The organism is Neoakkermansia glycaniphila, from assembly GCF_001683795.1.
Lineage (GTDB): Bacteria > Verrucomicrobiota > Verrucomicrobiia > Verrucomicrobiales > Akkermansiaceae > Akkermansia > Akkermansia glycaniphila.
The window spans coordinates 1-24,051 of record NZ_LIGX01000038.1; the positions used below are offsets into that span (position 1 = coordinate 1).

General features: G+C 59.4%; 16 protein-coding genes. 10 read left to right on the forward strand and 6 right to left on the reverse strand.

Features of this window, described 5'->3' with window-relative positions:
* On the reverse strand, positions 1-1,266 hold a 1,266-nt coding region (locus AC781_RS10545), incomplete at its 3' end, for a helicase-related protein (RefSeq protein WP_218107272.1).
* 31 nt (positions 1,267-1,297) lie between these two features.
* Between AC781_RS10545 and AC781_RS10550 the strand changes: the two genes are divergently transcribed.
* From AC781_RS10550 to AC781_RS10590, 9 genes are all read left to right on the forward strand, one after another.
* Positions 1,298-2,179 (forward strand): HAD family hydrolase, encoded by an 882-nt coding sequence (locus tag AC781_RS10550; RefSeq protein WP_067777166.1) that lies wholly within the window; start codon positions 1,298-1,300, stop codon positions 2,177-2,179.
* Between the two features lie 55 nt (positions 2,180-2,234).
* Positions 2,235-3,632 carry an alpha-L-fucosidase gene (locus AC781_RS10555; RefSeq protein WP_083076972.1) on the forward strand — a complete coding sequence of 466 codons (1,398 nt, stop codon included), beginning with the start codon at positions 2,235-2,237 and terminating at the stop codon, positions 3,630-3,632.
* A gap of 19 nt (positions 3,633-3,651) precedes the next feature.
* Positions 3,652-4,566: an alpha/beta hydrolase gene (locus AC781_RS10560; RefSeq protein ID WP_141675885.1), complete on the forward strand. Its 915-nt coding sequence runs from the start codon at positions 3,652-3,654 to the stop codon at positions 4,564-4,566.
* Positions 4,567-4,600: 34 nt separating this feature from the next.
* A complete protein-coding gene (locus tag AC781_RS10565) occupies positions 4,601-5,512 on the forward strand; it encodes an alpha/beta hydrolase (RefSeq protein ID WP_172801777.1) in 912 nt (303 codons plus the stop codon).
* 21 nt (positions 5,513-5,533) lie between these two features.
* Positions 5,534-6,880, forward strand: a complete 1,347-nt coding sequence (locus AC781_RS10570) for an NADase-type glycan-binding domain-containing protein (protein ID WP_067777538.1) — start codon at positions 5,534-5,536, stop codon at positions 6,878-6,880.
* Positions 6,881-6,938: 58 nt separating this feature from the next.
* Positions 6,939-8,303: a hypothetical protein gene (locus AC781_RS10575; RefSeq protein WP_141675886.1), complete on the forward strand. Its 1,365-nt coding sequence runs from the start codon at positions 6,939-6,941 to the stop codon at positions 8,301-8,303.
* Between the two features lie 43 nt (positions 8,304-8,346).
* Positions 8,347-9,699: a DUF4424 family protein gene (locus AC781_RS10580; RefSeq protein ID WP_067777540.1), complete on the forward strand. Its 1,353-nt coding sequence runs from the start codon at positions 8,347-8,349 to the stop codon at positions 9,697-9,699.
* A 71-nt stretch (positions 9,700-9,770) separates the two neighbouring features.
* Positions 9,771-11,174, forward strand: coding sequence for an NADase-type glycan-binding domain-containing protein (locus AC781_RS10585; protein ID WP_141675887.1), 1,404 nt, complete (start codon positions 9,771-9,773; stop codon positions 11,172-11,174).
* A gap of 30 nt (positions 11,175-11,204) precedes the next feature.
* Entirely contained in the window at positions 11,205-12,638 is a 1,434-nt protein-coding gene (locus AC781_RS10590; protein WP_141675888.1) for a DUF4424 family protein, read from the forward strand.
* 17 nt (positions 12,639-12,655) lie between these two features.
* On the opposite strand, the gene AC781_RS10595 is transcribed toward AC781_RS10590, so the two are convergent.
* The 5 genes from AC781_RS10595 to AC781_RS10615 all read right to left on the reverse strand — a co-directional run bounded on the left by AC781_RS10595 (position 12,656) and on the right by AC781_RS10615 (position 21,146).
* Positions 12,656-13,966, reverse strand: coding sequence for an Lcl C-terminal domain-containing protein (locus tag AC781_RS10595; protein ID WP_083076978.1), 1,311 nt, complete (start codon positions 13,964-13,966; stop codon positions 12,656-12,658).
* A 21-nt stretch (positions 13,967-13,987) separates the two neighbouring features.
* Positions 13,988-15,394, reverse strand: a complete 1,407-nt coding sequence (locus tag AC781_RS10600) for a sulfatase-like hydrolase/transferase (protein ID WP_067777543.1) — start codon at positions 15,392-15,394, stop codon at positions 13,988-13,990.
* 154 nt (positions 15,395-15,548) lie between these two features.
* Entirely contained in the window at positions 15,549-16,364 is an 816-nt protein-coding gene (locus AC781_RS10605) for a hypothetical protein (protein ID WP_067777544.1), read from the reverse strand.
* 618 nt (positions 16,365-16,982) lie between these two features.
* The gene (locus AC781_RS10610) at positions 16,983-17,804 is read right to left on the reverse strand and encodes a hypothetical protein (RefSeq protein WP_067777545.1); all 822 of its coding nucleotides are present in this window, start codon (positions 17,802-17,804) and stop codon (positions 16,983-16,985) included.
* Between the two features lie 582 nt (positions 17,805-18,386).
* Positions 18,387-21,146, reverse strand: coding sequence for a hypothetical protein (locus tag AC781_RS10615; RefSeq protein WP_067777546.1), 2,760 nt, complete (start codon positions 21,144-21,146; stop codon positions 18,387-18,389).
* Between the two features lie 248 nt (positions 21,147-21,394).
* Between AC781_RS10615 and AC781_RS13795 the strand changes: the two genes are divergently transcribed.
* Positions 21,395-24,037 carry a CapA family protein gene (locus tag AC781_RS13795; RefSeq protein WP_067777547.1) on the forward strand — a complete coding sequence of 881 codons (2,643 nt, stop codon included), beginning with the start codon at positions 21,395-21,397 and terminating at the stop codon, positions 24,035-24,037.
* The last annotated feature ends 14 nt before the right edge of the window (positions 24,038-24,051 follow it).

A 24,051-nucleotide genomic window follows, 5' to 3' on the forward strand; every position in this document is an offset into this window, starting at 1 on the left:
GGGCAGGGGGAATTCGGAGAGGGGCGGGAGGTTCAGGTCCGCCATGCGGAGGATGACTCCGGCGAGGGCGCTGCGCCGGATTTCCGGGTCGGTGAAGGGGGGGCGTTCTTCCCAGTTTTCTTCGCTGTACAGGCGGATGCAGACGCCTTCGCAGACGCGGCCGCATCGCCCGGCGCGCTGGCGTGCGCTGGCCTGCGAGATTTCTTCGATCTGGAGCCGCTGTACCTGCCGGGCGGGGCTGTAGCGGCTGAGGCGGGCGAGGCCGCTGTCGATCACGTAGATGATGCCGGGGATGGTCAGCGAGGTTTCGGCGACGTTGGTGGCGAGGACGATGCGGCGTTCTCCGCCCTTGGGCTGGAAGATGCGCTGCTGTTCCGCCAGTCCGAGGCGGGCGAAGAGGGGGAGGATGGCGGTGCGGGGGAGGTTTTCTCCCGCGAGTTTGTCGGCGACTTCACGGATTTCGCGTTCGCCGGGCAGGAAGACGAGGACGTCCCCCCGGTTGTCCATGCTGCTGAGCCAGTGGACGGCGCGGGCGACGTGTTCGGGCAGTTCCTCCTGTTCGTTGCGCGGCGGCATGTAGTGCATGTCCACGGGGTAGGTGCGGCCTTCGACGCTGACGACGGGTGCGCCGTCGAAGAATTCCGCGAAGCTGCCCGCGTCCATGGTGGCGGAGCTGATGATGAGTTTGAGGTCGCGCCTGCGCTGCAGGAGGAGTTTGAGGTAGCCGAGGAGGAAGTCGATGTTGAGGCTGCGCTCATGGGCTTCGTCGAGGATGATGGTGTGGTATTTGCGGAGGTCGCGGTCGGTCTGCGTTTCGGCCAGCAGGATGCCGTCCGTCATCAGCTTGAGGCGGGTTTCCTCGTTGCATTTTTCGTCGAAGCGCACCTGGTAGCCCACGTAACCGCCCAGCGGGCATTTGACTTCTTCCGCGATGCGCCGCGCAACGGCGACGGCGGCAAGGCGGCGGGGCTGCGTGCAGCCGAGGATGCCCCGGCGGTCTCCGGCCACTTCGAGGGCGATCTTGGGGAGCTGGGTGGTTTTGCCGGAGCCCGTTTCCCCGACGACGACGACGACCTGATGCTGCCGCAACGCATCCGCGATCGCCTGCCGGTGGCGGGCGATGGGGAGGTCGGGATAGGCGAATTCGGGCGGCATCGGCGGCCTATCGTACTGGCTGCAAGGCTGGGGCGCAAGCCTCGCGTGCGTCTTGGCGCATGGTGGGTGCGGGGCGGATTCGATGGCGAAGGCGGCTTTTCCGGTTGACACCGGGCGCGTTTGTGAGAAACTGGAGGAGAAAATGTCCGTCCCCCAGAATACCATTGCTCTGATTTTCGATTACGACCAGACCCTCAGTCCGCATAACATGCAGGAGGATACCGTGTTCCCCGAGTTCGGCATTTCCGCGCCGGAGTTCTGGAAGAAGTGCAACAGGCGCAGCGCGGAGGAAGGCTGGGACGGGGAGCTGAGCTATCTGAAGGAGCTGCTGGACGAGCTGCGGCTGGACGGCGTGAGCAATGCGGATCTGATGCGCCTTGGGCAGAAGCTGACCTATTTCAACGGGATTCCCGAGTTCTTTTCCGAGTTCGAGCAGCGCGCCCTGCTGGACGATCACAAGGCTGCCGGGCTGAAACTCGAATATTATATCGTTTCTTCCGGCCTCAAGGCGATTATCGACGGTTCTTCCATCCGCCCGCATCTGAAGGCGGTGTTCGGCTGCGAGTTCAGCGAGCGGGATGGCTGCATCGACTTTCCGAAGCGCGTGATTTCCCATACGACAAAGACGCAGTTCCTCTTCCGCATCAACAAGGGGATGCTGGACTACACGCAGGACGTGAACGACCACATGCCGGAAGATATGCGCCCCATTCCCTTCAAGCACATGATCTACATCGGCGACGGGCCGACGGATGTGCCGTGCTTCACCGTGATGCGTGCGCAGGGCGGCCACACCGTCGCCGTGTACAATGCGGACGACCTGACGGGCGCCAGCTTCCGCAAATGCTTCCACTTGAAGGCGGATTCGCACCGGGTCGATTTCTTTGCTCCGGCGGACTACCGCGAAGGCAGCCATCTGTCGCTCATTCTTGAAGAGATCGTGCGCACGGTCGCCCACGGCATTCTGGAATCGCGCCGCCGCACGGTGGAGGAATCCCTGTATTCCGCGCCCAAGATCTATTGATCGTTTTATTTCAATCAATGATAAAACATGATAGCCATGTGCGTAGTATGATGGTATGTCTACAATATCTCATCTATTGAAATCGGTTGTTGTGGCGGTCGCCTCGGCAAGCATGCTGCATGCGGCGCCAGCTGAAACGGAGCAGGAGCGGGATGGCAGAATGCAATGGTGGCGCGACGGAAAATTCGGTATGTTCATCCATTACGGGTTGTATTCCGGGCTGGCCGGTGAGGTCGACGGCAGGAAGTATGACGGCTGCGTGGAGTGGATACAGAACATGGCCGGCCTCGACAGCGACAGCTACGCGGCCAAGGCTCTCCCGCTGTTCAAGCCGCAGCGCGGTTGCGCCAAGGCATGGGTCGAGCTGGCCCGGGATGCCGGATGCAAATACATCGTCCTGACGAGCAAGCACCATGAAGGCTTTGCCCTGTTTGATTCGAAGGCGAGCGAGTTCAACAGCGTGAAGGCAACAGGAGCCGATATCGTGAAGGAATATGCCGAAGCATGCCGGGCAAACGGCATCAAAACGGGCTACTATTATTCCCTGCTGGATTGGCACCATCCCGACTATGACGGCAAGCTCGCCCTGTCGCGCGGCATCTCGTATCCTTCCGGCAATCTGAAAACCCACCGTTTCGGCAATCATGATGCCTACAAGGCTTTCCTGAAACGGCAAATCGGTGAGTTGACGTCGAACTACGGAGCAGTCGATCTGATCTGGTGGGATTTCAGTTCCCGGGGATTTCAGGGTGACGAAGCATGGGGTGCGTCCGATTTGCTGCGCATGGTCAGGGACAAGCACCCGCAGGTTGTCATGAACAACCGGCTTTACGATGCGGCTACGGTCAAGGACCACGGGCCGATGACTGCCACGGCTCGCGAAAAGGGCGATTTCACCACGCCCGAACACTATATTCCCGAGAAGGGCGTGCGTGGCGACTGGGAAGCCTGCATGACGCTGAACGGCACATGGGGCTATTCAGCGACCAATAACGACTGGAAGACGCCCGAAGTTCTCGTCCGGCAACTGGCGGACACCGTCAGCCGGGGTGGCAATTTCCTGCTGAATCTCGGGCCGAAGGCGGACGGCAGCATTCCGGAAGAATCGGTTCGCCTGTTTCAGGCCATCGGCGCATGGATGAAGATCAATCAGGAGGCCATCTACGGTACGACGGCGAGTCCGTTCGCCGAGCCGTTCCCGTGGGGCGTGGTCACCGGAAAGGGAGATGCGCTTTACCTCATCATGTACGAGATGCCGAAGGACGGCATCCTGAAGCTTCCTTATGCCATGCAGGGCTCTCCTTCGGCTCAGGCTCTGGCTGACAGCTCGTCCGTGCCTGTGCGGCAGGAGGAAGGCGGAACCGTGCTGGATGTCTCGAAAATCCGCATGATGCCCTGTGCAACGGTCGTCAAACTTGCAGGCAAGGGAGAAGTGCTTCCCATGCGCCAGTAAAAAAGATATACTGAATTCCGTGAAAGCTGTATTGATGTGTTTGCTGATGATGGGAACGGCTTTTGGCGAATCCGGATGGCAGCCCTTGTGGCAGCCGAAGGAAAATACGCCCGGTTACGATGCCGCCGCTCCTGCGGAGTACAAGCTGGATGCCGAGCGCACCACGAGCATCCACATGCCCGCCTACAGCCTTTATCTTCCTGAAGGCCGTCCCGGCAAGCCGATGCCTGCCGTGTGTATCTTCCCTGGCGGGGCGTACTGTATTTTGGCGCTGGATCTCGAAGGTTCGGAACTCGCGGGGTGGCTGAACAAGCAGGGTATCGCCGCCATCGTGGTGAAATACCGGGTCAGTTCCGATCCGAAACATCCCGAAAGATTTCCCCGCCAGCTGATGGATGCCCGCCGCGCCATCCGCACCGTGCGCTCTCACGCGAAGGAATGGAATATCGACCCGGATAAAATCGGCGTGATCGGTTTCTCCGCCGGAGGCCATCTCGCCGCGCTGGCGACGACGTGGACGGGGCCGCTCGAGGGAGAGACGGATGACGCGATCGACAAGATATCGCCTGCCGTCAACTTCGGCATGTTCATCTACCCCGTGATCAGCATGGGCAGGCCGTACACGCACAGTTCGCTGAAAGGCTTGTTCCCGCAGCAATATGTGCAGGGCGAAGGCATGGCGCGTGTGTCCCCCGACCGTCAGGTTACGGAGCAAACACCGCCGCTTTTCGTCGTCCAGTCGGCAGATGATTTCGTGTCCCCGCTGAACAGCCTGGACATTGTACGCGCTGCGCAGGAAAAGGGCGTGCCTGTGGAATACCATCTGTACCGCACGGGCGGTCACGGCTACGGCGTGCGCCTGCAGAACAAGCCGACCGATGCCTGGCCTCAGGCGGCGGAGCAGTGGCTCAAACAGTTCAAACCCGAAAACTGAACGCTTCCCGACTCCACAACGCCAACCCTTCCAAATGAAAACACTCATCGCTTTGACCATGCTTGCTTCCCTCTCCTTTGCCCAGGAATCCGGATGGCAGCCCTTGTGGCAGCCGAAGGAAAATACGCCCGGCTACGATGCCGCCATGCCTCCGGAAAACTATCCGGATGCCGAACACGTGACCAACGTACACCTGCCTGAATACCGTGTCTTCCTTCCCGAAGGGGAATCGGACAAGCCGCGGCCTGCCGTGTGCATCTTTCCGGGCGGAGGGTACCAGAATCTGGCGTTGGCCAAGGAAGGCGAGGAAATCGGCCGCTGGCTGGCATCGCAGGGCTTTGTCGGCATGGCCGTGAAGTACCGTGTCAGTGCGGACGGCAAACACCCCGAAGCATTTCCCCACCAGCTGATGGATGCGCGCCGCGCCATCCGTACACTGCGGGCGCATGCGAAGGAATGGAACGTCGATCCGAATAAAATCGGTGTGATCGGTTTCTCTGCCGGAGGCCATCTGGCCGCTCTGGCGACGACGTGGAAGGACGACGTGCAGGGCGAGACGAAAGATACCATCGACAAGGAATCTCCCGCCACCGGCTTTGCCATGCTCATCTACCCGGTCATCAGCATGGACAAGCCGTATGTCCACGGAGGATCGAAGAATGCTCTTCTGGGGCAGGCGAAGGATGCGGAGCTGGTCAAAAAATGCTCGCCCTACCTGCAGGTTACGCGGCAGACTCCTCCCTTGTTCGTCGTGCAATCCGCCGATGACGGCGTCTCCGCGCTGAACAGTCTCGACATGGTGCGCGCCGCACAGGAAAAAGGCGTGCCTGTGGAATACCATCTTTACAGGAAAGGCGGCCACGGCTACGGCATGCGGAAGCAGAACAAACCGACCGATGCCTGGCCGCAGGAAGCCGAAAAATGGCTGAAACAATTCAAGCAATAAAACAAACATTCCCCCTCCCCTATGAACCTGCCCTACTCTCTGAAACTTGCGGCTCCTCTGGTGGCCGCCCTCCTTCTGATGCCTTCGCCGGCCCTCGGCAACGGAGGCGGCTACAGCATCGACGGAACGAAATCCGGTTCCATTCTCCCCTTCGACATGGAAGACATTGCCGCCGTGGCGATGGAAACGGAAAATCTGGAGATTGATCTCGGTATGCGCGGTGCGTCGATACGCGTCGATTACCGCCTGCGGAATACGCGGAATGAACCGGTGAAGGTAAGATTCGGCTTCCCCATGGAAAGCAGTCCGGGCGACAAATTATCCGGGTATCAAGTGCTTGCCCGAGGTGTGGCGCTGCCTCACCGGGAAGTTGTACAGGCCGACGATTCGGTGCCCGATCAGGACGGAAGGGTTATGGTTTCCATCATGCCGGAAACGATTCAGAGCTGGATGGTTTCGGAACTCGATTTTGCGCCGAACGAGACTTTGACTCTTGGCATCCGGTGCAATGTACCCCATTTCTGCACGCATGGAAGCGGGGTCTTCTCTTCCTGCAAGCGGATGGTTTACCGCCTTTCTTCCGCCGCCGTCTGGGCCGGGCCGATCCTGAAAGGGAAGATCACGGTGCGCGCCCCGTTCATGGAAGAGGATGACCTGCGGATCGAGTCTCCCGCCAATCGTTTCAAAAGAAAAGACGGCGCATGGGTATGGGAGTTCTCCGATCTGGAGCCGACGCTGGCCGATGATATCAAGATCGATCTGGACGGAGGCAGGGAAGAACACGACGTCGAGGAGGCAAAACCCCGGGGAACTTACATCATCCAGGGTCGCAAATACGGCCAGAGCATTCTGGCGCACGATATTTCCATCACCGCTTCCGCCACGCAAACGGGCAACATTCCGGGGCTGGAAGCAAGGGATATCACCTTCAATGTGCGGAACCTTCCGCAGGATTACAAGCACGACGGAAAATGGTATGTCTGGGGAGTTCCGGGCAGGGGAATCGGCGAATCCGTGACGGTGACTCTCGACCGCCCATGCCGGTTGGCAGGCTTTTACCTCTGCCCGGGAGTCAAGAGAGGAGGCGGAGAATTCGACCGGAAGACAGCCCCTTCCTTCGGGCAATATGGAAGCGTGGAAGAAATGGATGTCGTCGTCAACGGGACATGGAAACGCAAGGTGCGCTTCGAGCCGGGAGCTGGCGGGAGCCGCTGGGTTTCCCTGCATGCCTGCCCTGAGGAAGCGCGGACGATACGCTTCATCATCAGGCAAAGCAGCCCGGGCAGCGGCTATAACGTCACCTGCCTGTCCGATCTGCGGTTGTACCGCAAACTGTCCAAAGAGCCGAAAATCACTCCTCTGCGCTGATTCTCTTACCCATCTTCATGAACCAGAACATGTATTGCAATCGATGAAACAGAAAAATATGATCTTGTGCAGCCTGTTGGCTGCGGTGTATTCGTGGGCCGCAACTCCGGCTCTTGCCCAGAGCGAGTGGTCGGAAGGCATTCGCTCCGGCGCGATTCTCCCCCTCTCCACGGATGCCGGCGATTCCGATGAGAACCTTTCTCCCGTCACGAAAGAAATTTCCCCCGTAGTGATGGAAGAGCAAGATCTGTCCATCGACCTCTGGACGTCCGGAGCGGAGATCCGGGTAACCTGCCGCCTGAGGAACGTGACGGATCGCCCCGCATACGTCCGGTTCGGTTTTCCCGTTGAAGCGTTGAATGGCAAAGCCGTGAAAGAGTACGGCATTTCCTCGCGGGGAGTACGGTTTATCGGCTTTCAGGAAGGCTACCGGGAAGTGATGCGGCGCGTCGAACCCGCCAAACATTCGGAGGATGAACAGGCAACAGAATCTTTTGTGCCTGAAATGAGCCGGGGGTGGATGGTTTCCGAACTGGACTTCGCACCGAAGGAGGAAGTGAAAGTCCGCATTCGGTGCCGCGTACCCTATCTGGTGGAATACACCGGAGATACGGCCATGAACAGGAAACTGGTTTACCGCCTTTCCCCGGCATCCTTCTGGCATGGGCCGATCGGCAAGGGCAAGGTGACAGTGAAGGCCCGCTCCGTGGATGCGGACGATGTAGCGATCTCTCCCGCCCATCGTTTCGTACGCCGCAACCATGCGTGGGAATGGTCGTTCGAGAATCTGGAGCCGACAGAGGCGGACGATATCGAAATCACGCTCGATCCGGAAAACGATATGAACGACAGCTGCCGCCGCGACGAAATCGTCCGGGGGGCGGATGGCGCTGCGGTTCGGTTCGTGCCGGTCGAAGGCATGGCTGTAGCGGCCACTTCGCAGGCAAAGGGAACCGTACCCGAAGTGGACATTCCGGGGCTGGCCTTCGAACCGGAAAACATGCTGGATAATCCGAAGCGGGAAGGCCAGTGGTATCATGTATGGGGCGTGCCGGGGAAAGGGCGCGGCGAATCCGCCACCGTCACCTTGCCGCAGCCGGAGAAACTGGCCGGATTCTTCATTTGCCCGGGCTTCGGTACTCCCACGATTGCCGGGGGGCTGGAATCCCTGTTCCCCGAATACGGCAGCGTGACGGAAATGGAAGTCATCGTCAACGGGACGTGGAAACGCCAGGTTCGCTTTGAACCGGGGTACGATGGCAGCAGGTGGGTATCGCTGAAAGATTGCCCGCTGAAGGCCGAAACCGTGCAACTCATCATCAAGGACAGCGTACCCGGCAGCGTGTACGATATCACCTGCCTGTCCGACATGCGTTTCTACCGTGAATTGTCAAAGGATGACTCGGCCCGGCAGGAGCGTTAAGGTATGAAGCGGAACGTGTCAATTTATTCAACAGATCATCAACATGAACATACAATCTACCCTTGTGCCGTCTCTGCTGGCGACGCTCTGTTTCCTGATGGTTTCCCCGGTGCAGGCCAATGGTGGAGGCTGGTCGTCGGGAGTCCGCTCCGGCGCGATCCTTCCCTTCGACATGGAAGATATTTCCTCCGTGGCGATGGAGACGGAAGACCTGACGATCGACCTTTGGACGTCCGGCGCAGAAATTCGGGTCACCTACCTCTTGCGGAACACGACGGACAAACCCGTGGACGTCCGGTTCGGCTTCCCCATTGAATCGACGTACCGGAATGCCGTGACGGAGTACAGCGTCGCCGTGCAGGGCGAGCGGAAAACGGGCTACCGTGAAGTGCTTCAACCTCGTGACCCCGAAGAACCGCCAAAAGAGGAGGAGCTCTTCGATGGAGAACCTCTGCCGGAAACGATTCAGGGCTGGATGGTTTCCGACCTGCGATTTGCCCCGAAGGAAGCATTGAAGCTCCGCATCCGGTGCCGCGTCCCCTACCTGTCGGAATACAGCGGGGATATTGAGCAAAGCCGAAAAATGATATACCGCCTTTCTCCGGCATCCGTCTGGCATGGCCCGATCGGCAAGGGCAAGGTGACGGTGCGGGCCCGCTCCGTGGACGCGGGCGATGTGGCGATTGCCCCCGCCCATCGTTTCGTGCGCCGCAACCATGCGTGGGAATGGTCGTTCGAGAATCTGGAGCCGACCACGGCGGACGATCTTGAAATCACGCTTGATCCGGCAGAAGTGCTGTACGATGAATCCGGGGAGAGAGTCATGTCCCGGAAGATAGGCAATTCGGCGGCGCAGTGCATCCTGCCGGATGGCATGGCCGTATCGGCGACTTCCCAAGCGAAAGGTTCCGTATCCGAGGTGGACATTCCGGGGCTGACCTTTGCGCCGGAGAACCTGCTGATCCGACGGAGTACGGCAGAGCGGTGGTACCATGTCTGGGGTGTACCGGGAAGAGGGCGCGGCGAATCCGTCACCGTCACTCTGCCGCAGTCCGAGAAATTGGCGGGATTCTTCATCTGCCCGGGCTTCGGCATTCCCATTCGCGACTCGGGGCTGGATTCATGGTTTTCCGAATACGGCAGCGTCACGGAAATGGAAGTCGTCGTCAACGGGACATGGAAACGCATGGTGCGCTTTGAACCGGGATACGATAGCAACAGATGGGTATCTCTGGAAGATTGCCCGCTGAAAGCCGAAACCGTGCAACTCGTCATCAAGGACAGCGTACCCGGCAGCGTGTACGACATCACCTGCCTGTCCGATCTGCGCTTCTACAGGAATATGGACAGGAAGCCGACGGGCAGCTGGAAGCCCCTCGAAGAAAAAGATGAATAAAATGCTGTTTTATTTCGGACGATATGCTGCTTGACGCGTTATAGTAAATAAAGTATTTTACGAAGATGAAAATGATGATGAATCGCCTGTTTGGCATGGCTGTGTTGTCCGGTTTAGCCGGGTGTATGGCTTTGCTGCCTTCGGTTGCCGAGGCGAACGGCGGCGGTTATACGCGCGGCTCGGCGTACGGCGATATTCTGCCCTTCGAGATGGAAGAGATCGGACAGGTGGCGATGCTGGAGGAAGACCTGCAAATCGACCTCTGGACGAGCTATGCCGATGTGAAGGTGACGTACAAAATGAAGAATACGCAGAACCGCCCGGTGAAGGTGCGGTTCGGCTTCCCCATCGAATATACGAGGCTTGCGGAAGAGGAAAGCGTTCGGAATTACCGCGTGTCGGCGAGAGGCTCCGAAGTAGCGGCCCGGCGCGTCCGGCAGGATGTAAAGCCCGTGAAGCAGGAGGAACAGCCGTTCAAACCCGTGTCCGTACAGTCGACGTTCGCTCATCCGGATGATGAATTGGAGGGCATTGAATCATGGATGGTTTCCGAGCTGGAATTTGCGCCCGGTGAAGAGCTGGATCTGACGATTTCCTGCCGTGTACCCCATCTTGAGATTCACAATTCCGTTTCGGACAATGTCGATTCATACAAAACGATCGCCTACCGCCTGTCTTCGGCAGCGGTGTGGAACGGGCCCATCCGCAAGGGCAAAATCACGATCATGCCGCGTTCCGTCGAAGCGGACGAGGTATTGGTGAAGGCTCCGGCGAACCGTTTCAAACGCGAAGGCGATGCCTGGGTGTGGTCATTCGAGAATCTGGAGCCGACTCTGGCGGACGATCTTTCGATTGCCGTGGAACCGGATACGCAGGAGCTCGGGTCTACTGTTGTTGAATCGCCGGATTCGCCGCAATATTCGTCTCTGGCAAATCGCGTGCAGAAACGCGGGAGCATCTGGATGCGTGGCTTGCCGGCCGAAGGCATGAAGGTGACGGCTTCTTCCGAACAGCCTGCCTTGCCGCCGTCCGCAGAAGGATTGCCCCGCGAGTTCAAGGCGGCGGGCGTCTTGTGGGACGGCACCGGGGAACGCCGCGTATGGGGTGAAGGAGCAGCTGGAGACGGCACGGGCGAGAGCATCACGTTCACGCTGCCTGCACCGGTGAAGCTGGCGGGCTTCCACCTCGTACCGGGATGCCGCGATCTGGACGACAAACCGGGATTGAAGGAGTACGGCAGCGTGGCGGAAATGGAAGTCATCGTTAATGAGACATGGAAAAAGACCGTCGTTTTCCAGCCCGACAATTTGTCTGGTCGTTGGGTGTCGCTGGTGCAATGCCCGGAGGAAGCGAAGACGGTGCGTATGGTAATTCGAAAAGTGTATCCGGGCACGAAACATGATGTGACCTGCATTTCGGATGTGAGTTTCTACACGCTTCTGAACAAGGAACCGAAGATCGATCCTTGCCGTTGATTCGAGAGATTTCTCATTATACCATTCATCATGAAAACGAAAGTAAGCCATCTATTCGGCATGGCCGTGTTGTCCGGTTTAGCCGGGTGTATGGCCTTGCTGCCCTCGTTGGCCGAGGCGAACGGCGGCGGGTATACGCGCGGCTCGGCGTACGGCGATATTCTTCCGTTCGAGATGGAAGAGATCGGGCAGGTGGCGATGCTGGAGGAAGACCTGCAAATCGACCTCTGGACGAGCTATGCCGATGTGAAGGTGACGTACAAAATGAAGAATACGCAAGACCGCCCCGTGAAGGTGCGGTTCGGTTTCCCTATTGAGGCGGAGATGTTGCCGTACGATAGTTCCAAAGAGAATCACCGGAAAAGCACTGCGCCGCGGCGGTACAGGGTGGAGGCTCGCGGGCAGGAAGTTCCGTTCCGTCAGGTCAGCCAGGCTGTGGCTCCGGATGAGGGCGGCGAGAATGTGATTGCGGCATGGATGGTTTCCGAGCTGGAGTTTGCACCCGGCGAGGAGTTGACTCTTTCCATCGACTGCCGGGTCAATCATCTGGTGCGTGTGTCGTATGTGTCCGATGAATCCGTCGAACGCCGGGAGATGGTGTACCGCCTGTCTTCGGCGGCGGTGTGGAGCGGCCCCATCCGCAAGGGGAAAATCACGGTGAGGCCGCGTTCTGTGGAAGCGGACGAGGTGAGTATGGGCACGCCCGCCAACCGGTTCAAACGCGAGGGCGATACGTGGGTTTGGTCGTTCGAGGATTTGGAGCCGACTCTGGCGGATGATATTCGCATTGCCGTCGAACCTGTCGAGGAGACGTGGCGTTCCGTGGTGACGGATCAGAAAGATTATTTTGAAAGAAATGCGGATTTGAGAAACTTTGTGGTGCATCGCGGCACTGTCTGGATGCGCGGAATGAGCCCCTGTGAGATCGATCTCGAAGCTTCCTCGACGAGCAAGCCGCTGCCTGCCGTGAAGGGTGAAGATGCACCGTGCGGATTCGATGCCGGGAGTCTTCCGGTCGAATCCATGGATTGGGATACCCGCTATACATGGGGTGAAGGCGTGCCGGGGCCGGGGAGCGGCGAGTCTGTGACGGTGACGCTGAAAAAGCCCGAACGGCTGGCCGGTTTCAGGATCGTGCCCGGCTATGTCGATCATTATGGGGTTTGCATGAAGGACAAAATGCCGGCAGACTCATCGGATGCATCCCACGCTTCTTCGGATTTCAACAGCGTGACGGAGATGGAAGTGGTGGTGAACGGCTCGTGGAAGAAGACGGTGGTGTTCGAACCGGGCCTGCAGGAAGACGCATGGGTTTCTCTGGCTTCCTTCAAGGGCAAGGTGAAGACGCTCCAGCTGATTATCCGCAGGATCGAACCGGGTACGAAGCATGATATCACCTGCCTGTCGCGCCTGATGCTGTACAGGCTGCTGGCGAAGGAGCCGAAGATCGACCCCAGCCGCTGAGGCGTGGGTGCGGCCTGTTACTTCTGCCGCACGGCGTAGCGGACGCAGCGGGCGTAGTTGTACACCCGGCGTTCGTCGCCCTGCGGGCCGAGGTATTTCGGATAATCGGCGGCGTTGCCCGTTTTTGGATCGCTGCGCTGGCAGCCTGCGCCGTGTACGTCCTGCACGGTATCCTGTATTTTTCCGGTTGCTTCGCCGAAGGCGATGTACACGCCCGCATTGCCCTTCGGTCCGTCGAGATGCGTGGTCGAGGTCCAGAAGTACGGGTAGTCCGGCGTGCCGTGCGGGCGGATGACCGTCGTTTTGAAGAGGGGGGAGATGGCGGCGGATTGCGTCGTTTGCGGAGCGCGCGAGTAGTCCGCGATGCTTTGGAGTTCCTTGGCGGTGGGGAGCCGCCAGTCGGCATGCCCGGCCAGCTTCAGGTTGAGGGCGTAGTTCATGGCGTCTTTCCAGTCCAGAGCCTTGCCGGAGTCGGCCTGTTGCCACATGAGCCCGGTGGCGTGGTCGGTGATGGTGCCGTCTCCGTTGTCCGTAAACTTGTTTTTGCCGTATGCGGTGTTGCCGCGCACGAAGCGGAAGTGCCACGGTTTTTCGGAGCGCATGCCCTCCGGCCTTTCCGGTCGCATGCCGGGGCGCTGGGGGCGCATGCCTCTGTCCGGGCCGGGACGGCCGGAACCGCGCGGTTTGACTCCGTAGCCCTTGATGCGGCCGTCGATGAAGTTGACTCCGAAGATGCTTTCGGATCCCGCTTTGGTCTTGCCGAGGCAGGGGGTGGCGGAGAGCGTTTGCGCGTCGATGATGCGCTCTCCCCTGGAGGAATCGCCGAAGGGTTGCTTGAAGTACCGGGTGTCGATGTAGATGGTGGAGGGGTCCGGGTTGGCGGTGTTCATGTGCGGGGTGGTGCCGGAGAAGAGGATCAGGGAATACAGTTCCTTGATGGTGGGCACGCGCCAGTCGTCGTAGCCCCCGAGGCGGCAGGTTTTGGCGGCTGCGGCTGCGTCGCCGGGTTTCATCTTGGCTCCCATGTCCTGTTGCCACATGAGGCCCGTGATGTTGTCGGTGACGGTGCCGTCTCCGTTGTCCGTGTAGGACGGTTTGTTGTACGGGAGGGCGGCGTCCTGCCGGTAGCAGGCGGAGGTTTTGGCCGGTTGCGGGATGGGCCCCTGCTCATCGTAGAAGGTGGAGACTCCGGTATGGACGATGGGGTAGGAGAGGGCGGGCCGCTGTGCCGCTGCGGGTTTGGCGGCGGCGGGAACCGGGGAGGGTTCGGCGGCGGCAAGCGGCAGGGCGAAGAGGATGGCGGGGATGGCTGCGGTGATGGCGGTCATGGGAGTGGCTTGTGAGGTGGGTTATTCGCCGTCATGGGCGGAAGAGGTTTCGCGGGCGGCACGTTGCTTCCAGGCATCCCGGGGTGAGGCAGGATCATACTGTCTGACTCCGGGCTGGCTGGTGGGCGCCCATGCGGTTTTTTTGTTGAGGCGGTTCCAGCGGGTGAAGTCGGCGGCGAGGGAGGCGGCCAGCTCCTTGTGCCGGGGAAGGAGATCGGTTGTTTCGTTCGGATCGGTTTTGAGGTCGAAGAGCAGCGCGGGTTGTTCGTCGATGAGGAGGAGTTTTGCATCTCCCCGGCGGATGGCTCCGATGCGGCCTTGCCGCCAGTAGAGTGTGCGCGGTTGTGGGGCGGCTGCCTCGCCGCGCCAATGGGGCAGCAGGCTGATGCCGTCCTGTGCGCCGTGGAGGGATGAGGGCGGTACCCCGGCTGCTGCGAGGACGGTGGCGGCTATGTCCAGCGAGGAAACGGGCGATTGCTGAATGCCGGGTTGGCGGATGCCCTGCGGCCAGCGGACGAATGAAGCGACTTTGATGCCTCCGTCGAACAGCGAGCCTTTGCGGTTGCGCAGGCCGCCGTTGTCGAAATTCCAGTAGGTTCCCGCTCCGTTGTCGTTGATGAACCACAGAATGGTATTGTCGAGCTTGCCGCGCTGTTGCAGGGCTGTGGCGATGCGGGCGACTCCTTCGTCGAGGCTGGCCTGCATGGCGGCGAGGGTGCGCCGCTGGCCGTCCTCAATGGAGGAGAATCGGCTTTCCGTACCCGGCTTGGCCTGCATGGGGGAATGGGGGCAGTTGAAGGCGACGTAGAGGAAGAGAGGCTTGTTTTTCGGCTGGTTGCCGATGTAGTCGGCGGCGCGGGTGGAGATGGCATCCGTGATATATTCGCCGAGGGGTTCTTCCACGCCGTTCAGGGTCATGGCTTGTTGCTTCGGCCTGCGTCCGGCAGCCGGAAGATAGTCGTGGGAGCCGCCGAGGAAGCCGTAGAAGTGGCCGAACCCCCGTTCGTTCGGGGTCATGCCTTGTGCGGTGCCGAGGTGCCATTTGCCGAAGGCGGCGGTCGTGTATCCGGCTTGTTGCAGGTAATCCGCCAGCGTTTTTTCCGGCAGGGGAAGCCCTCCGGTGTCGCCGCGCCCCTGTGGCGGGTTGAATTCGTGGCCGATGCGGGCCGGATGGCGGCCTGTGAGAAGCCCGGCGCGGGACGGGCTGCATACCGAGGCGCAGACGTAGGCATTCCGGAAGACGATGCCCTGCGAGGCAAGCTTGTCGAGCGCGGGCGTTCGGAAATCCTTGCAGCCGTTGAACCCGAAATCGGAGTAGCCGCCGTCATCCGAGACGATCAGCACGACATCGGGCCGTTTGTCCGGCTGCTCCGTGGCGGCCGATACGGTTCCCGAAGCGAACCATGCAAGAGCGAGGAGAAGGCGCATATATCCATGTTGACCCCGCTTGTGCATGATAGTTGCAAAAAAATACAATGAAATGACATGCCATGAATGGAGCGTGTCTGTTTTTATGCGGCCAGAATGCCGGAGACGAGTGGAATCCTACCCGTCGCGGTCGGAGCAGGGCATGAGGAGAACGTCAGTCCTGTTTGCCCTTTTCGCCTGATGAATGTTTGGACTCGGATCGTTTGAGCCCGCCTTGCAGTTGTTCGTCGAGCATGCGGGCGAGGGGGCGGACGTCGTAGGACGGGTTGTCCGCAATGAAGTAGGCTGCCGTGTTGCCCCGCATGAAGTAGACGGCTGATTTCTCGCTGCCTTCCACGAGGGCTCCTTCCCAGTTGAAACGGGGTTTGGTGCAGATGTCGAAGTCTCCGACCCATCCGGGCCGGACGTTTATGTTGTCGATGGCTGCCCGCATGGTGAAGTCGCCGGGTTTCTCGACGATGCGGGGCGTTCCTCGCTCGTCGGCGTACATGTTCCAGGCGAAGAGGGTTTGCCGTGCATCGACGGGGTTGAAAGCGTGGTAGATGCAGTAGCGGATGGATGTTTTCTTGTCCTTGAGTGTGGCGGTCATCAGGTAGTTGCCGCCTTTGCGTGCGGTGAGTTGGAAGCCTTTTTGGATGAGTTCGGCAAGGAAGGGTTCGCAGCCGACGCCCGTGTTGATGTTGGGGATGGTGTTGCGTTCGGGGAGGGGTTCGAGCTTGAGGAGTTCTTCGATTCCTTTGCCGTAGTTGGCATTATCCCAGAAGACGTGGGCGAACTGTCGCGGTTCCTGCTCCTGCCGTTTGTTCCATTCCTGCGTGGCGCGCATGGGCAGGTGTTGTTCCCATGCTTCCCGGCATTCCTTTGCCCGTTTGTTGTGGAGCGCTTCGCGGCGGGTGAGTTCTTCGAGGTCGCGTTTGGGTTCGACCTTGCCGCTGGCGATGTCGAGGATAGTAGCACAGAATTTTTCCATTTCCTCGTTGGAGGGGTGCGGTATGGGTGTCGGCCAGACGGGGTCAATATCAAGAAGAGGTCTGCCGAAACCACCAAACCCACCTAAATATTGTTCGCCGTAAGATTTTATTATTAAACCATCATTACCACGAAAATATTCGCCAAGGTAAAATCTTGTGGGTTTCGGTTGTTCTTGTTGATCGCATGGATCCAAAACTATAATGGCATTTCCTTTACGCATGACGATTGCCAATTTTTGCCGTTTATGTTCAATAAACTCGACGATGCGCTCATCCATTCGTGTGGCAAATAAGAGTTCAGGAGACGTATTACTCATTAATGAGAATCTGAAAACGCTATTACCATTGATATCATAGATTTCTCCGAAATTGCCTACAATCCAGTTGCCAACAATACATCCATGCAACCGTTTATAATAATCGCGAGAAGGCCGCAAATCACCACGTTCACGCTTATTGTTGGGCCAAGGAATATCTTTCAGTTCTTTAATGGAGATGATTTCATCTGCACGTGTAAAAAACGTTAAAAAAATGGTTAATAGAAATATGGTTTTCATGTGTTGAAGGTATAGATAATAATCTCCTGTATACATGGAGACCCCGGCAGTCTGTTACTATTACCGTTTGTCCGTGGGTGGTTTCGTGTGGTCGGCGGGTGTTTTGGCCGCTTGCTCCACTCCCTTCTTCAACTGCTCGTCAAGCATGCGGGCGAGGGGACGGACGTCGTAGGACGGGTTGTCTGCGATGAAGTAGGCTGCCGTGTTGCCCCTCATGAAATAGACGGCCGATTTCTCGCTGCCTTCCACGAGGCTGCCTTCCCAGTTGAAGCGCGGTTTGGTGCAGAGGTCGAAGTCTCCGACCCATCCGGGCCGGACGTTCATGTTGTCGATGGCCGCCTGCATGGTGAAGTCGCCGGGTTTCTCGACGATGCGGGGTGTGCCTCGTTCATCCGCATACATGTTCCAGGCGAAGAGTGTTTGCCGTGCTTCAGTGGGGTTGAAGGCGTGGTAGATGCAGTAGCGGATGGATGTTTTCTTGTCTTTGAGTGTAGCGGTCATCAGGTAGTTGCCGCCTTTGCGAGCGGTGAGCTGGAAGCCTTTTTGGATGAGTTCGGCAAGGAAGGGTTCGCAGCCGACGCCCGTGTTGATGTTGGGGATGGTGTTGCGTTCGGGGAGCGGTTCGAGCTTGAGGAGCTGTTCGATTCCTTTGCCGTAGTTGGCGTTGTCCCAGAAGATGGGGGCAAATTGTCGCGGTTCCTGTTCCTGCCGTTTGTTCCATTCCTGCGTGGCGCGCATGGGCAGGTGTTGTTCTTTCTCTTCCCGGTATTCCTTCGCTCGTTTGTTGTAAAGGGCTTCACGGCGGGCGAGTTCTTCGAGGTCGCGTTTGGGTTCGACCTTGCCGCTGGCGATGTCGAGGATGGCGGCGCAGATTTTTTCCATTTCCTCGTTGGAGGGGCGTGGGATGGGTGTCGGCCAGTAGGGGTCGAGATCGAGGAGCGGGCGGCCTCCACTCCCGAATGGACCTAGAGGCTGCTGTCCATACGCTTTGATCTGGACACCGTAATTCCCGCGATAATATTCTGAAAGATAGAATTTGGTGGGCTTTGGTTGCTCTTGTTTGTCCGTAGGATCAAGAACGACGATAACATCACCTTTTCGGATGACTTGCGCCAAATCCTGTCGAGTGCACCCCAAGGAATGGGTAATACGCTGATACATTCTTGTCGCAAACAAGATTTCAGGAGATGGATTTTTCATCAACGACCATTTAAAAATACAGTTGCCTTCTACATCGTATGCGGCATCTCGAGCATTGATAATCAATGCTCCAATCTTAGCGCCATGAAGCCTTTTTTGGCATTGAGGATCAGCTCTTAAATCGCCGGGTTCCGATTTATCATTCGGCCAAGGAATATCTTTCAGTTCTTTAATGGAGATGATTTCATCTGCATGCGTAAAAAACGTTAAAAAAATGGTTAATAGAAATATGGTTTTCATATGATTGATATATAGTGAAATTGCTTATTGGTTTAAGGGAGCAATAGGTTCCAACCTGACCTTGGTACACACCTTTCTCAAAAGGTTATTATTGAATCCTTTTCGCTGCATATAGACACGGATGTCCGTATCAAGATATGGAGCCTGATATTGATCATTATTAAACCGCATTTGGTCTTCTTTTATATTATTGGCAGGATTACGTTCATCTATAAAATATGGCGTAACATCATACACTCTGTTATTCAGAACGTTAAAGTAATGTCCCTCAATGGTGCTTGGCATGCCGTTTACTTCATCAATCCTTTTTGCAGCCCAATAAATCTCCACACACTCGCGGAAACCGCAAATACGGGGCAGCACCGCCGTCATACTGGCCGCCTCCAGACACATCGCCTTCGGATCATCGGCTCCGTGCTTGGACAACACATCCCCGACCAGCCTCACCACATCGAACACGATCAGCACCTCTCCCCCGGACGGCTGCCACTGGTTGTTCTCTTTTGTATACGGAACCGCCTGTCCACTGTAATTCGAGCGATATACCCTTCTGCTCTGATACGTCCAGTCCCGGGACGGGTACCCCGGCCCCACCGGATACGTCGCCAAATGGAAAAACGCATTGGCGGGCGGCTTCAGCGTCGCCTCGTTCCTGTACGTATTGCGGTCCGCCATATAGGCGCGGCACATCACCTTCAGCGCATCTTCCCACACCAGCACGGCATTGCCGTAGGGAGTCGCCATGTCCGCGATGGCTCCGCTCTTCGGCCAGGTGGAATCCCCGTAAATGGTATAGACTTCCGTCATCTCCGTACGATCCGTATATCGGCGGTGTTCTCCTCGGCGCAAGACCCACACATGCTTCATGTTCCCGTAGCGGATGCTTGGTGTCAAGGCGTAATCCTGCACCACGTCCACTTCATAGAGGAAGTAGCGCCCCGGCTTTTCCGGAGAGGAAAAGGTAATCGACCTCCCCAGGGAACGCCGGCCGACCTGTCTCACTGTCCTCGCCAGATTCTCCTTCGTATAGGCATAGTACGTTCCTTCGTCAAGCAGCTCACCTTTCATCGGCTCCGGCTCCGCCATCAGCGACCATTCCCCATCGACATCCTCCCTCACGGCGACGAGGAGGCGGTACTTGAGGCCGGAGGCTCCCGCGCGGAAGGCGGCGGGGGATTGCAGGGCGTTTTCTTCCAGCCGCACACCGGAGTCGGCCCCCTGCCATGCGTAGGAGGCTTCCTGCGTTTGTGCGTCGGTGCGGAAGGTGTAGTAACTGCGGGCGATGCGGCTGTATTCCGCACGATCGACGCGCTGCTGGAGATCCTGCTCCAGAGTGGCGTTGGACTGGTATGTCTTCGTCACGGTAATCCCATCGTCGGCAGACGACCGGTCCTTCCAGTCGCAGGCGATGGCAAGAACGACAAAATCCCCATCTCGTCGCGTCGCCCGCCCGTCTGACAAAATCACGGCCTTGGCAAGTGCGGCGGTGTTGCCGTCCTCAGGCGTATTTTTCTGATGCACCTTGGCGGCAAAGGGGACGAGATGGACGAAAGGGGGCGTCCCGGCATCCTTGTTCGGATCGACCTTCGCTTCCTTCAAGGCTCCGGCGTACACGGCGGTTTGGGAAAACGGCACGGCATTCGTCCGGGGCGGACTGGCAAACTTGCCGGGAACCGGGTGATCCTGCACGGACTTCGGCAGCAACATCTTCTTGATGAAATCCTTCTTCATTCTCTCCGCATCCTTCAGGCACAACAAGCCGTCGTATGCACCTGCCGTCTCGTTGAGCGTTTTCACGAACTCTTCCTCCCAGACGACGGCTCCGGCATCCCCCGGCGTCGCACCCTCCGAGAACGCCAGCCAATCCGACATCCACCAGTGGACGAACGGCGACCTGCTGCCGGCATTTGCCCGTTGCAGCCATTGGCTTGCCACCCACTCGGAACGCACTGTTCCGCCCGGCACCCTGCGATTCAGCATCTGCTCCCACAGCTCAAGCTTCCGCTTGCCATTCGATGCGGGAATCGTCAAATCCCGGAAATCGTGAACAGCCGTATTGCGCTGCAGAGCATCCACCAAAGGGTAATAGGCCCTGCTTCTGCGCGGATACTTCTCCCCCTTGAACTGAAACCGGGCAAGAAGCGCATTGCTCACATCGGCCTTGGAGAGGCCGGAAGAGCCGTTCAACACATCCATCAACTTGTCTTCGGGATAATTCCCATTCGTAAACAGGCCGAGGGCGGACAAAGGCTTGTCCGCAAGACCCGCATAATACCGGGAAAGCACCTGCTGCCATGGCCGCATACCCCGGGTCCAGTCGACGAAATCGACCTGCACCTTCCAGTCCGGAGTGCCGTCCGGCTTCTTGATGGACCGGGTGGGGTGGGTGCAGGAGTAGAAGGCCGTAGAGGGCCGTTTCCAGAAGAGGGGAACGTCCTGATGGTACAGGTGGTCGAGGGTTCCCCAGACGCATTCCCACTCTCGCAAAGGCTCCTCCTGCCGCTCCACCGTATTGTAGGGCCGGACGAGGAGAACGGCCGCGCCCTGCAGCGACGCCACGGGATCGTCTCCCTGCACGGGGGCGTAGAAGAGCTGGGCTCCGTCCAGCGTGGCGGGATCGGCGATGTAGTCGGAGGGTTCGACTTCATAGAGGAGGTCGGGGGTGAGGGAGACGAAGTGCGGCGGCCATGTTTCGGGGCGCTCGGGCGGAGGGCTTTGCGCCTGCAGCGGAAGGACTGCTGCGAGAGCGAGGAGGAAGAGGAGTTGTCTAACGAAGGAATACATTTACCATACGATTACATGCTAACATGAATCATGTAAAGTGCATTCTTTGTAACAGAAGTGTAACAGGAAATATAACTATATAAAAGCCAACAGATAAAACGATGTAAAATAATTGTTCGTGCCCTTTGCGCCCGGGAAGGCATGCTGCGCTGCCCGGTGGCGGCGCTTTGAAGGAAGTGTGCCGGCTGCCGGACGTGCCGACAGTATTTGCCTTGACAAGGCATAGCCGCCGGGCGTTAATTCCATCCATGCCTTTCGTGGCCCCTTTCTTCCTGAAATATGCCGTTTGGCGTCTCCGGTGCGTGGCGTTCGTTGTGTGTGCGGCGGTGCCGGTGTGCATGGCGCAGCCGGTGCGTATTCATGTGGAGGATAATCATGCGGGGAGTTTCGCCTTTTTCGCCGAGAATGCGGATTTGGAGTCGCCGCACCGCCTGCTGCTGATTGATGCGCACTGCGATGCGAACGGGGTGAAGTATTCGGATGATTTGCGCGAAGGCGTGCGCCGCGTCGCCAATCTGGCGCAGCGGCATGAACGGCTGGCCGGTTGGCGGCGGGAGGGGCGGATTCAGGCCTATAACTGGATCGAGCCGCTGATGCCCGCCCCCGTGGCGGAGGTGTACTGGATGCCTCCCCCGGCTCTCGTGGCGGCGGCGGGAGCGGAGTCTTTGCAGAAGGATGCCGCCGATTATCTGGATGGGCGTGCGGAGCTGGACGAGCGGCGCGGCCCGGAGCTGGGCGGCCGTTTCCGGGTGGTTCGGTCGTGGGAGGAGCTGCCCGCTGCGGGCGATATGCCGTGGCTGGCGACGATCGATCTGGATTCGTTCGCTTCGTCCGCCGATCCTGTGGCGGAGCTGCGGGCGGCGTGGTCGCGCGTGCTGGCGCTGCACGATTTGCGGGCGGTGAGCATTTGCGTGTCGCGCCCCTGGCAGCCGGATGATGCGAGGGCGTTCGCGCTGCTGGAGGAGGCGTTGCGGCTGGCTCTGGCGACACATCCGGCGCATGTTTCCTTCGAGCCGTTGATGCCGGAGGGGCCGGATGCTTCCCTGCAGGCAGAGAGTTTTGCCAAGCTGGGGAAGCCCGTGCCCCGGCTGGAGATGAAGAAGGCCCCGGCTTCCCTGCTGGCTTTGCTCCGGGCGGAGAGGGCTCAGTACGATGTGGCGGAGCGGAGGGAGGAATGGGATGCCCTGCTGGACGAGCAGGCGGATGCTCCGCTTGAGCTGGGCGTGCAGGGGCGGCTGAGGTCGCCCGATGGGGTGTGGAGGCTGGACCGGGGAGCGGAGGCGGCTTTGCAGGTGGAGGGGGCGTTCGGTGCGGATGCACGGGTGACGTGGTTCCGGCTGGAGCCGGAGAGGGAGGTGGCGAATCTGGTGCCTTCGATGGCTTCCGGCAGGTATTTTTCCGGGGGGACGTTCCGGGCGGCGGTATGGCATGCACGGCAGGTGGCGCAGACGGATGATCCGCTGCTGGCTTCCGCCGTATGGCGGCAGGGGGCGGGCGCCGGGCGTTCGTGGTGGAAGGTGCGTGCGGAGCAGGATGGGCGTGTGTGGGAAAGTCCGGTTGTCTGCGTGGCCGTGACGGAGGGGGAAGGTTTTCATGCGGGGCTGGCGGAGCAGCTCGGTACGCCGTACATGTTCGGCGCGGGGATGGAGCGTGAGCGGGGGCTGGCCGTGGCGGAGAGCGGCTACGGGAACGATTGCGCGAATTATATGGCTTATGCCTGGCGGCGTGCGGGGAAGGCGGTGCCGTGGTCGAATCCCGAGCAGCTCAAGGCGTGCATGGAGCCGCTGGGCCTGCAGCTGGAGCCCGGCAGCCGCGTGGCCGTTTCGGCTGAGGATGTGCGGCGCGGGGTCGTGTACCATGCGGGCAATCATGTGTCCGCGCTGTGGGAGGACAGGCCGCCGCTCGGCAGCTTCGGCGCGGAAGATGTGCTGGTGCATCATTTGTCCGGATTCCCGGAGTTGCTGACGCGGGCCGAGTTCGAGCGCAAGTATCCGAGGGCGGGTTACGGTCTGTGGACGCTGAAGCGGGAAGGCCGCTCCGTGCGGGTGGCGGCTTTCGGGGATATTTCGCCTGCGGGGGATGATGCCCGGTGGGCGGAGCTGGCGACTGCGGCAGGCCGGGGAGATCTTGTCGTCGGGAATTTGGAGGGGAGCGTGGAGGAAGCGGCGGGCGAGGTTCCGCCGAAGCGTTCGTTCTCCTTCCGGGCGAAACCGGGTGCGCTTGCGCCCCTGCTGCGGCAGGCGGGGCTGCATGTGGTTTCGCTGGCGAACAATCATGCGGAAGACGGAGGCGCGAGCGGAGCCCTGCGGGCGAAGGAGGAGCTGGAGCGTGCCGGAATCGGCTGCGTGGGTATCGGGAGGAGCAGGGAGGAGGCCGTGCAGCCGTGGATCGGCGTGCGGCGCGGGAAGTCGTTTGCCGTTTGGGGAGTCGCCCACGACGAGGCGATGAATGCACCCCTGCCGGGCGTGCATGCGGCCCGCCTGCCGCAGGATGCCGGGCTGTTGCTGGGCAGTATGCGGACGTGGCGGCGGCATGTGGATTATTGCATGGTGCTGGTTCATTGGGGCCGGGAGAATACGGAGAAGCTCAGCGAGGCGCAGCATGTGTGGTCGCGCTGGCTGGCAGCGGCGGGGGCGGATGTGGTTTTCGGCTCGCATCCGCATGTTCTTCAGGCACCGGATACGGTGGGGGGCTGTATTGTCTTTCCTTCTCTGGGCAATGCCCGCTTTGAGGCTCGAGGCCCGGTGCCGGGGTTTTCGGCTCGCGGGTATGGGGAGGTGGAGCTGCGCGGGCGTGGCGACCGCACCTGGCGTTTCGTGCCTTTGCCTGCCGGAGGGAAGGCGCGGCCTGCCGCCGGGAACGGGGCTTCGGATAAATCTGCATCCGGGTAGCCGAAAAGGGGAAA

What these genes read in the sequence shown, in the direction of transcription:
- AC781_RS10580 (WP_067777540.1), top strand. Translation starts at nt 8,347, where the DNA reads ATGAACATACAATCTACCCTTGTGCCGTCTCTGCTGGCGACGCTCTGT.
- AC781_RS10555 (WP_083076972.1), top strand. Translation starts at nt 2,235, where the DNA reads ATGTCTACAATATCTCATCTATTGAAATCGGTTGTTGTGGCGGTCGCC.
- AC781_RS10600 (WP_067777543.1), bottom strand. Translation starts at nt 15,394, where the DNA reads ATGCGCCTTCTCCTCGCTCTTGCATGGTTCGCTTCGGGAACCGTATCG.
- AC781_RS10615 (WP_067777546.1), bottom strand. Translation starts at nt 21,146, where the DNA reads ATGTATTCCTTCGTTAGACAACTCCTCTTCCTCCTCGCTCTCGCAGCA.
- AC781_RS10590 (WP_141675888.1), top strand. Translation starts at nt 11,205, where the DNA reads ATGAAAACGAAAGTAAGCCATCTATTCGGCATGGCCGTGTTGTCCGGT.
- AC781_RS10605 (WP_067777544.1), bottom strand. Translation starts at nt 16,364, where the DNA reads ATGGAAAAATTCTGTGCTACTATCCTCGACATCGCCAGCGGCAAGGTC.
- AC781_RS10595 (WP_083076978.1), bottom strand. Translation starts at nt 13,966, where the DNA reads ATGACCGCCATCACCGCAGCCATCCCCGCCATCCTCTTCGCCCTGCCG.
- AC781_RS10570 (WP_067777538.1), top strand. Translation starts at nt 5,534, where the DNA reads ATGAACCTGCCCTACTCTCTGAAACTTGCGGCTCCTCTGGTGGCCGCC.
- AC781_RS10610 (WP_067777545.1), bottom strand. Translation starts at nt 17,804, where the DNA reads ATGGAAAAAATCTGCGCCGCCATCCTCGACATCGCCAGCGGCAAGGTC.
- AC781_RS10550 (WP_067777166.1), top strand. Translation starts at nt 1,298, where the DNA reads ATGTCCGTCCCCCAGAATACCATTGCTCTGATTTTCGATTACGACCAG.
- AC781_RS10575 (WP_141675886.1), top strand. Translation starts at nt 6,939, where the DNA reads ATGATCTTGTGCAGCCTGTTGGCTGCGGTGTATTCGTGGGCCGCAACT.
- AC781_RS10565 (WP_172801777.1), top strand. Translation starts at nt 4,601, where the DNA reads ATGAAAACACTCATCGCTTTGACCATGCTTGCTTCCCTCTCCTTTGCC.
- AC781_RS10585 (WP_141675887.1), top strand. Translation starts at nt 9,771, where the DNA reads ATGATGATGAATCGCCTGTTTGGCATGGCTGTGTTGTCCGGTTTAGCC.
- AC781_RS13795 (WP_067777547.1), top strand. Translation starts at nt 21,395, where the DNA reads ATGCCTTTCGTGGCCCCTTTCTTCCTGAAATATGCCGTTTGGCGTCTC.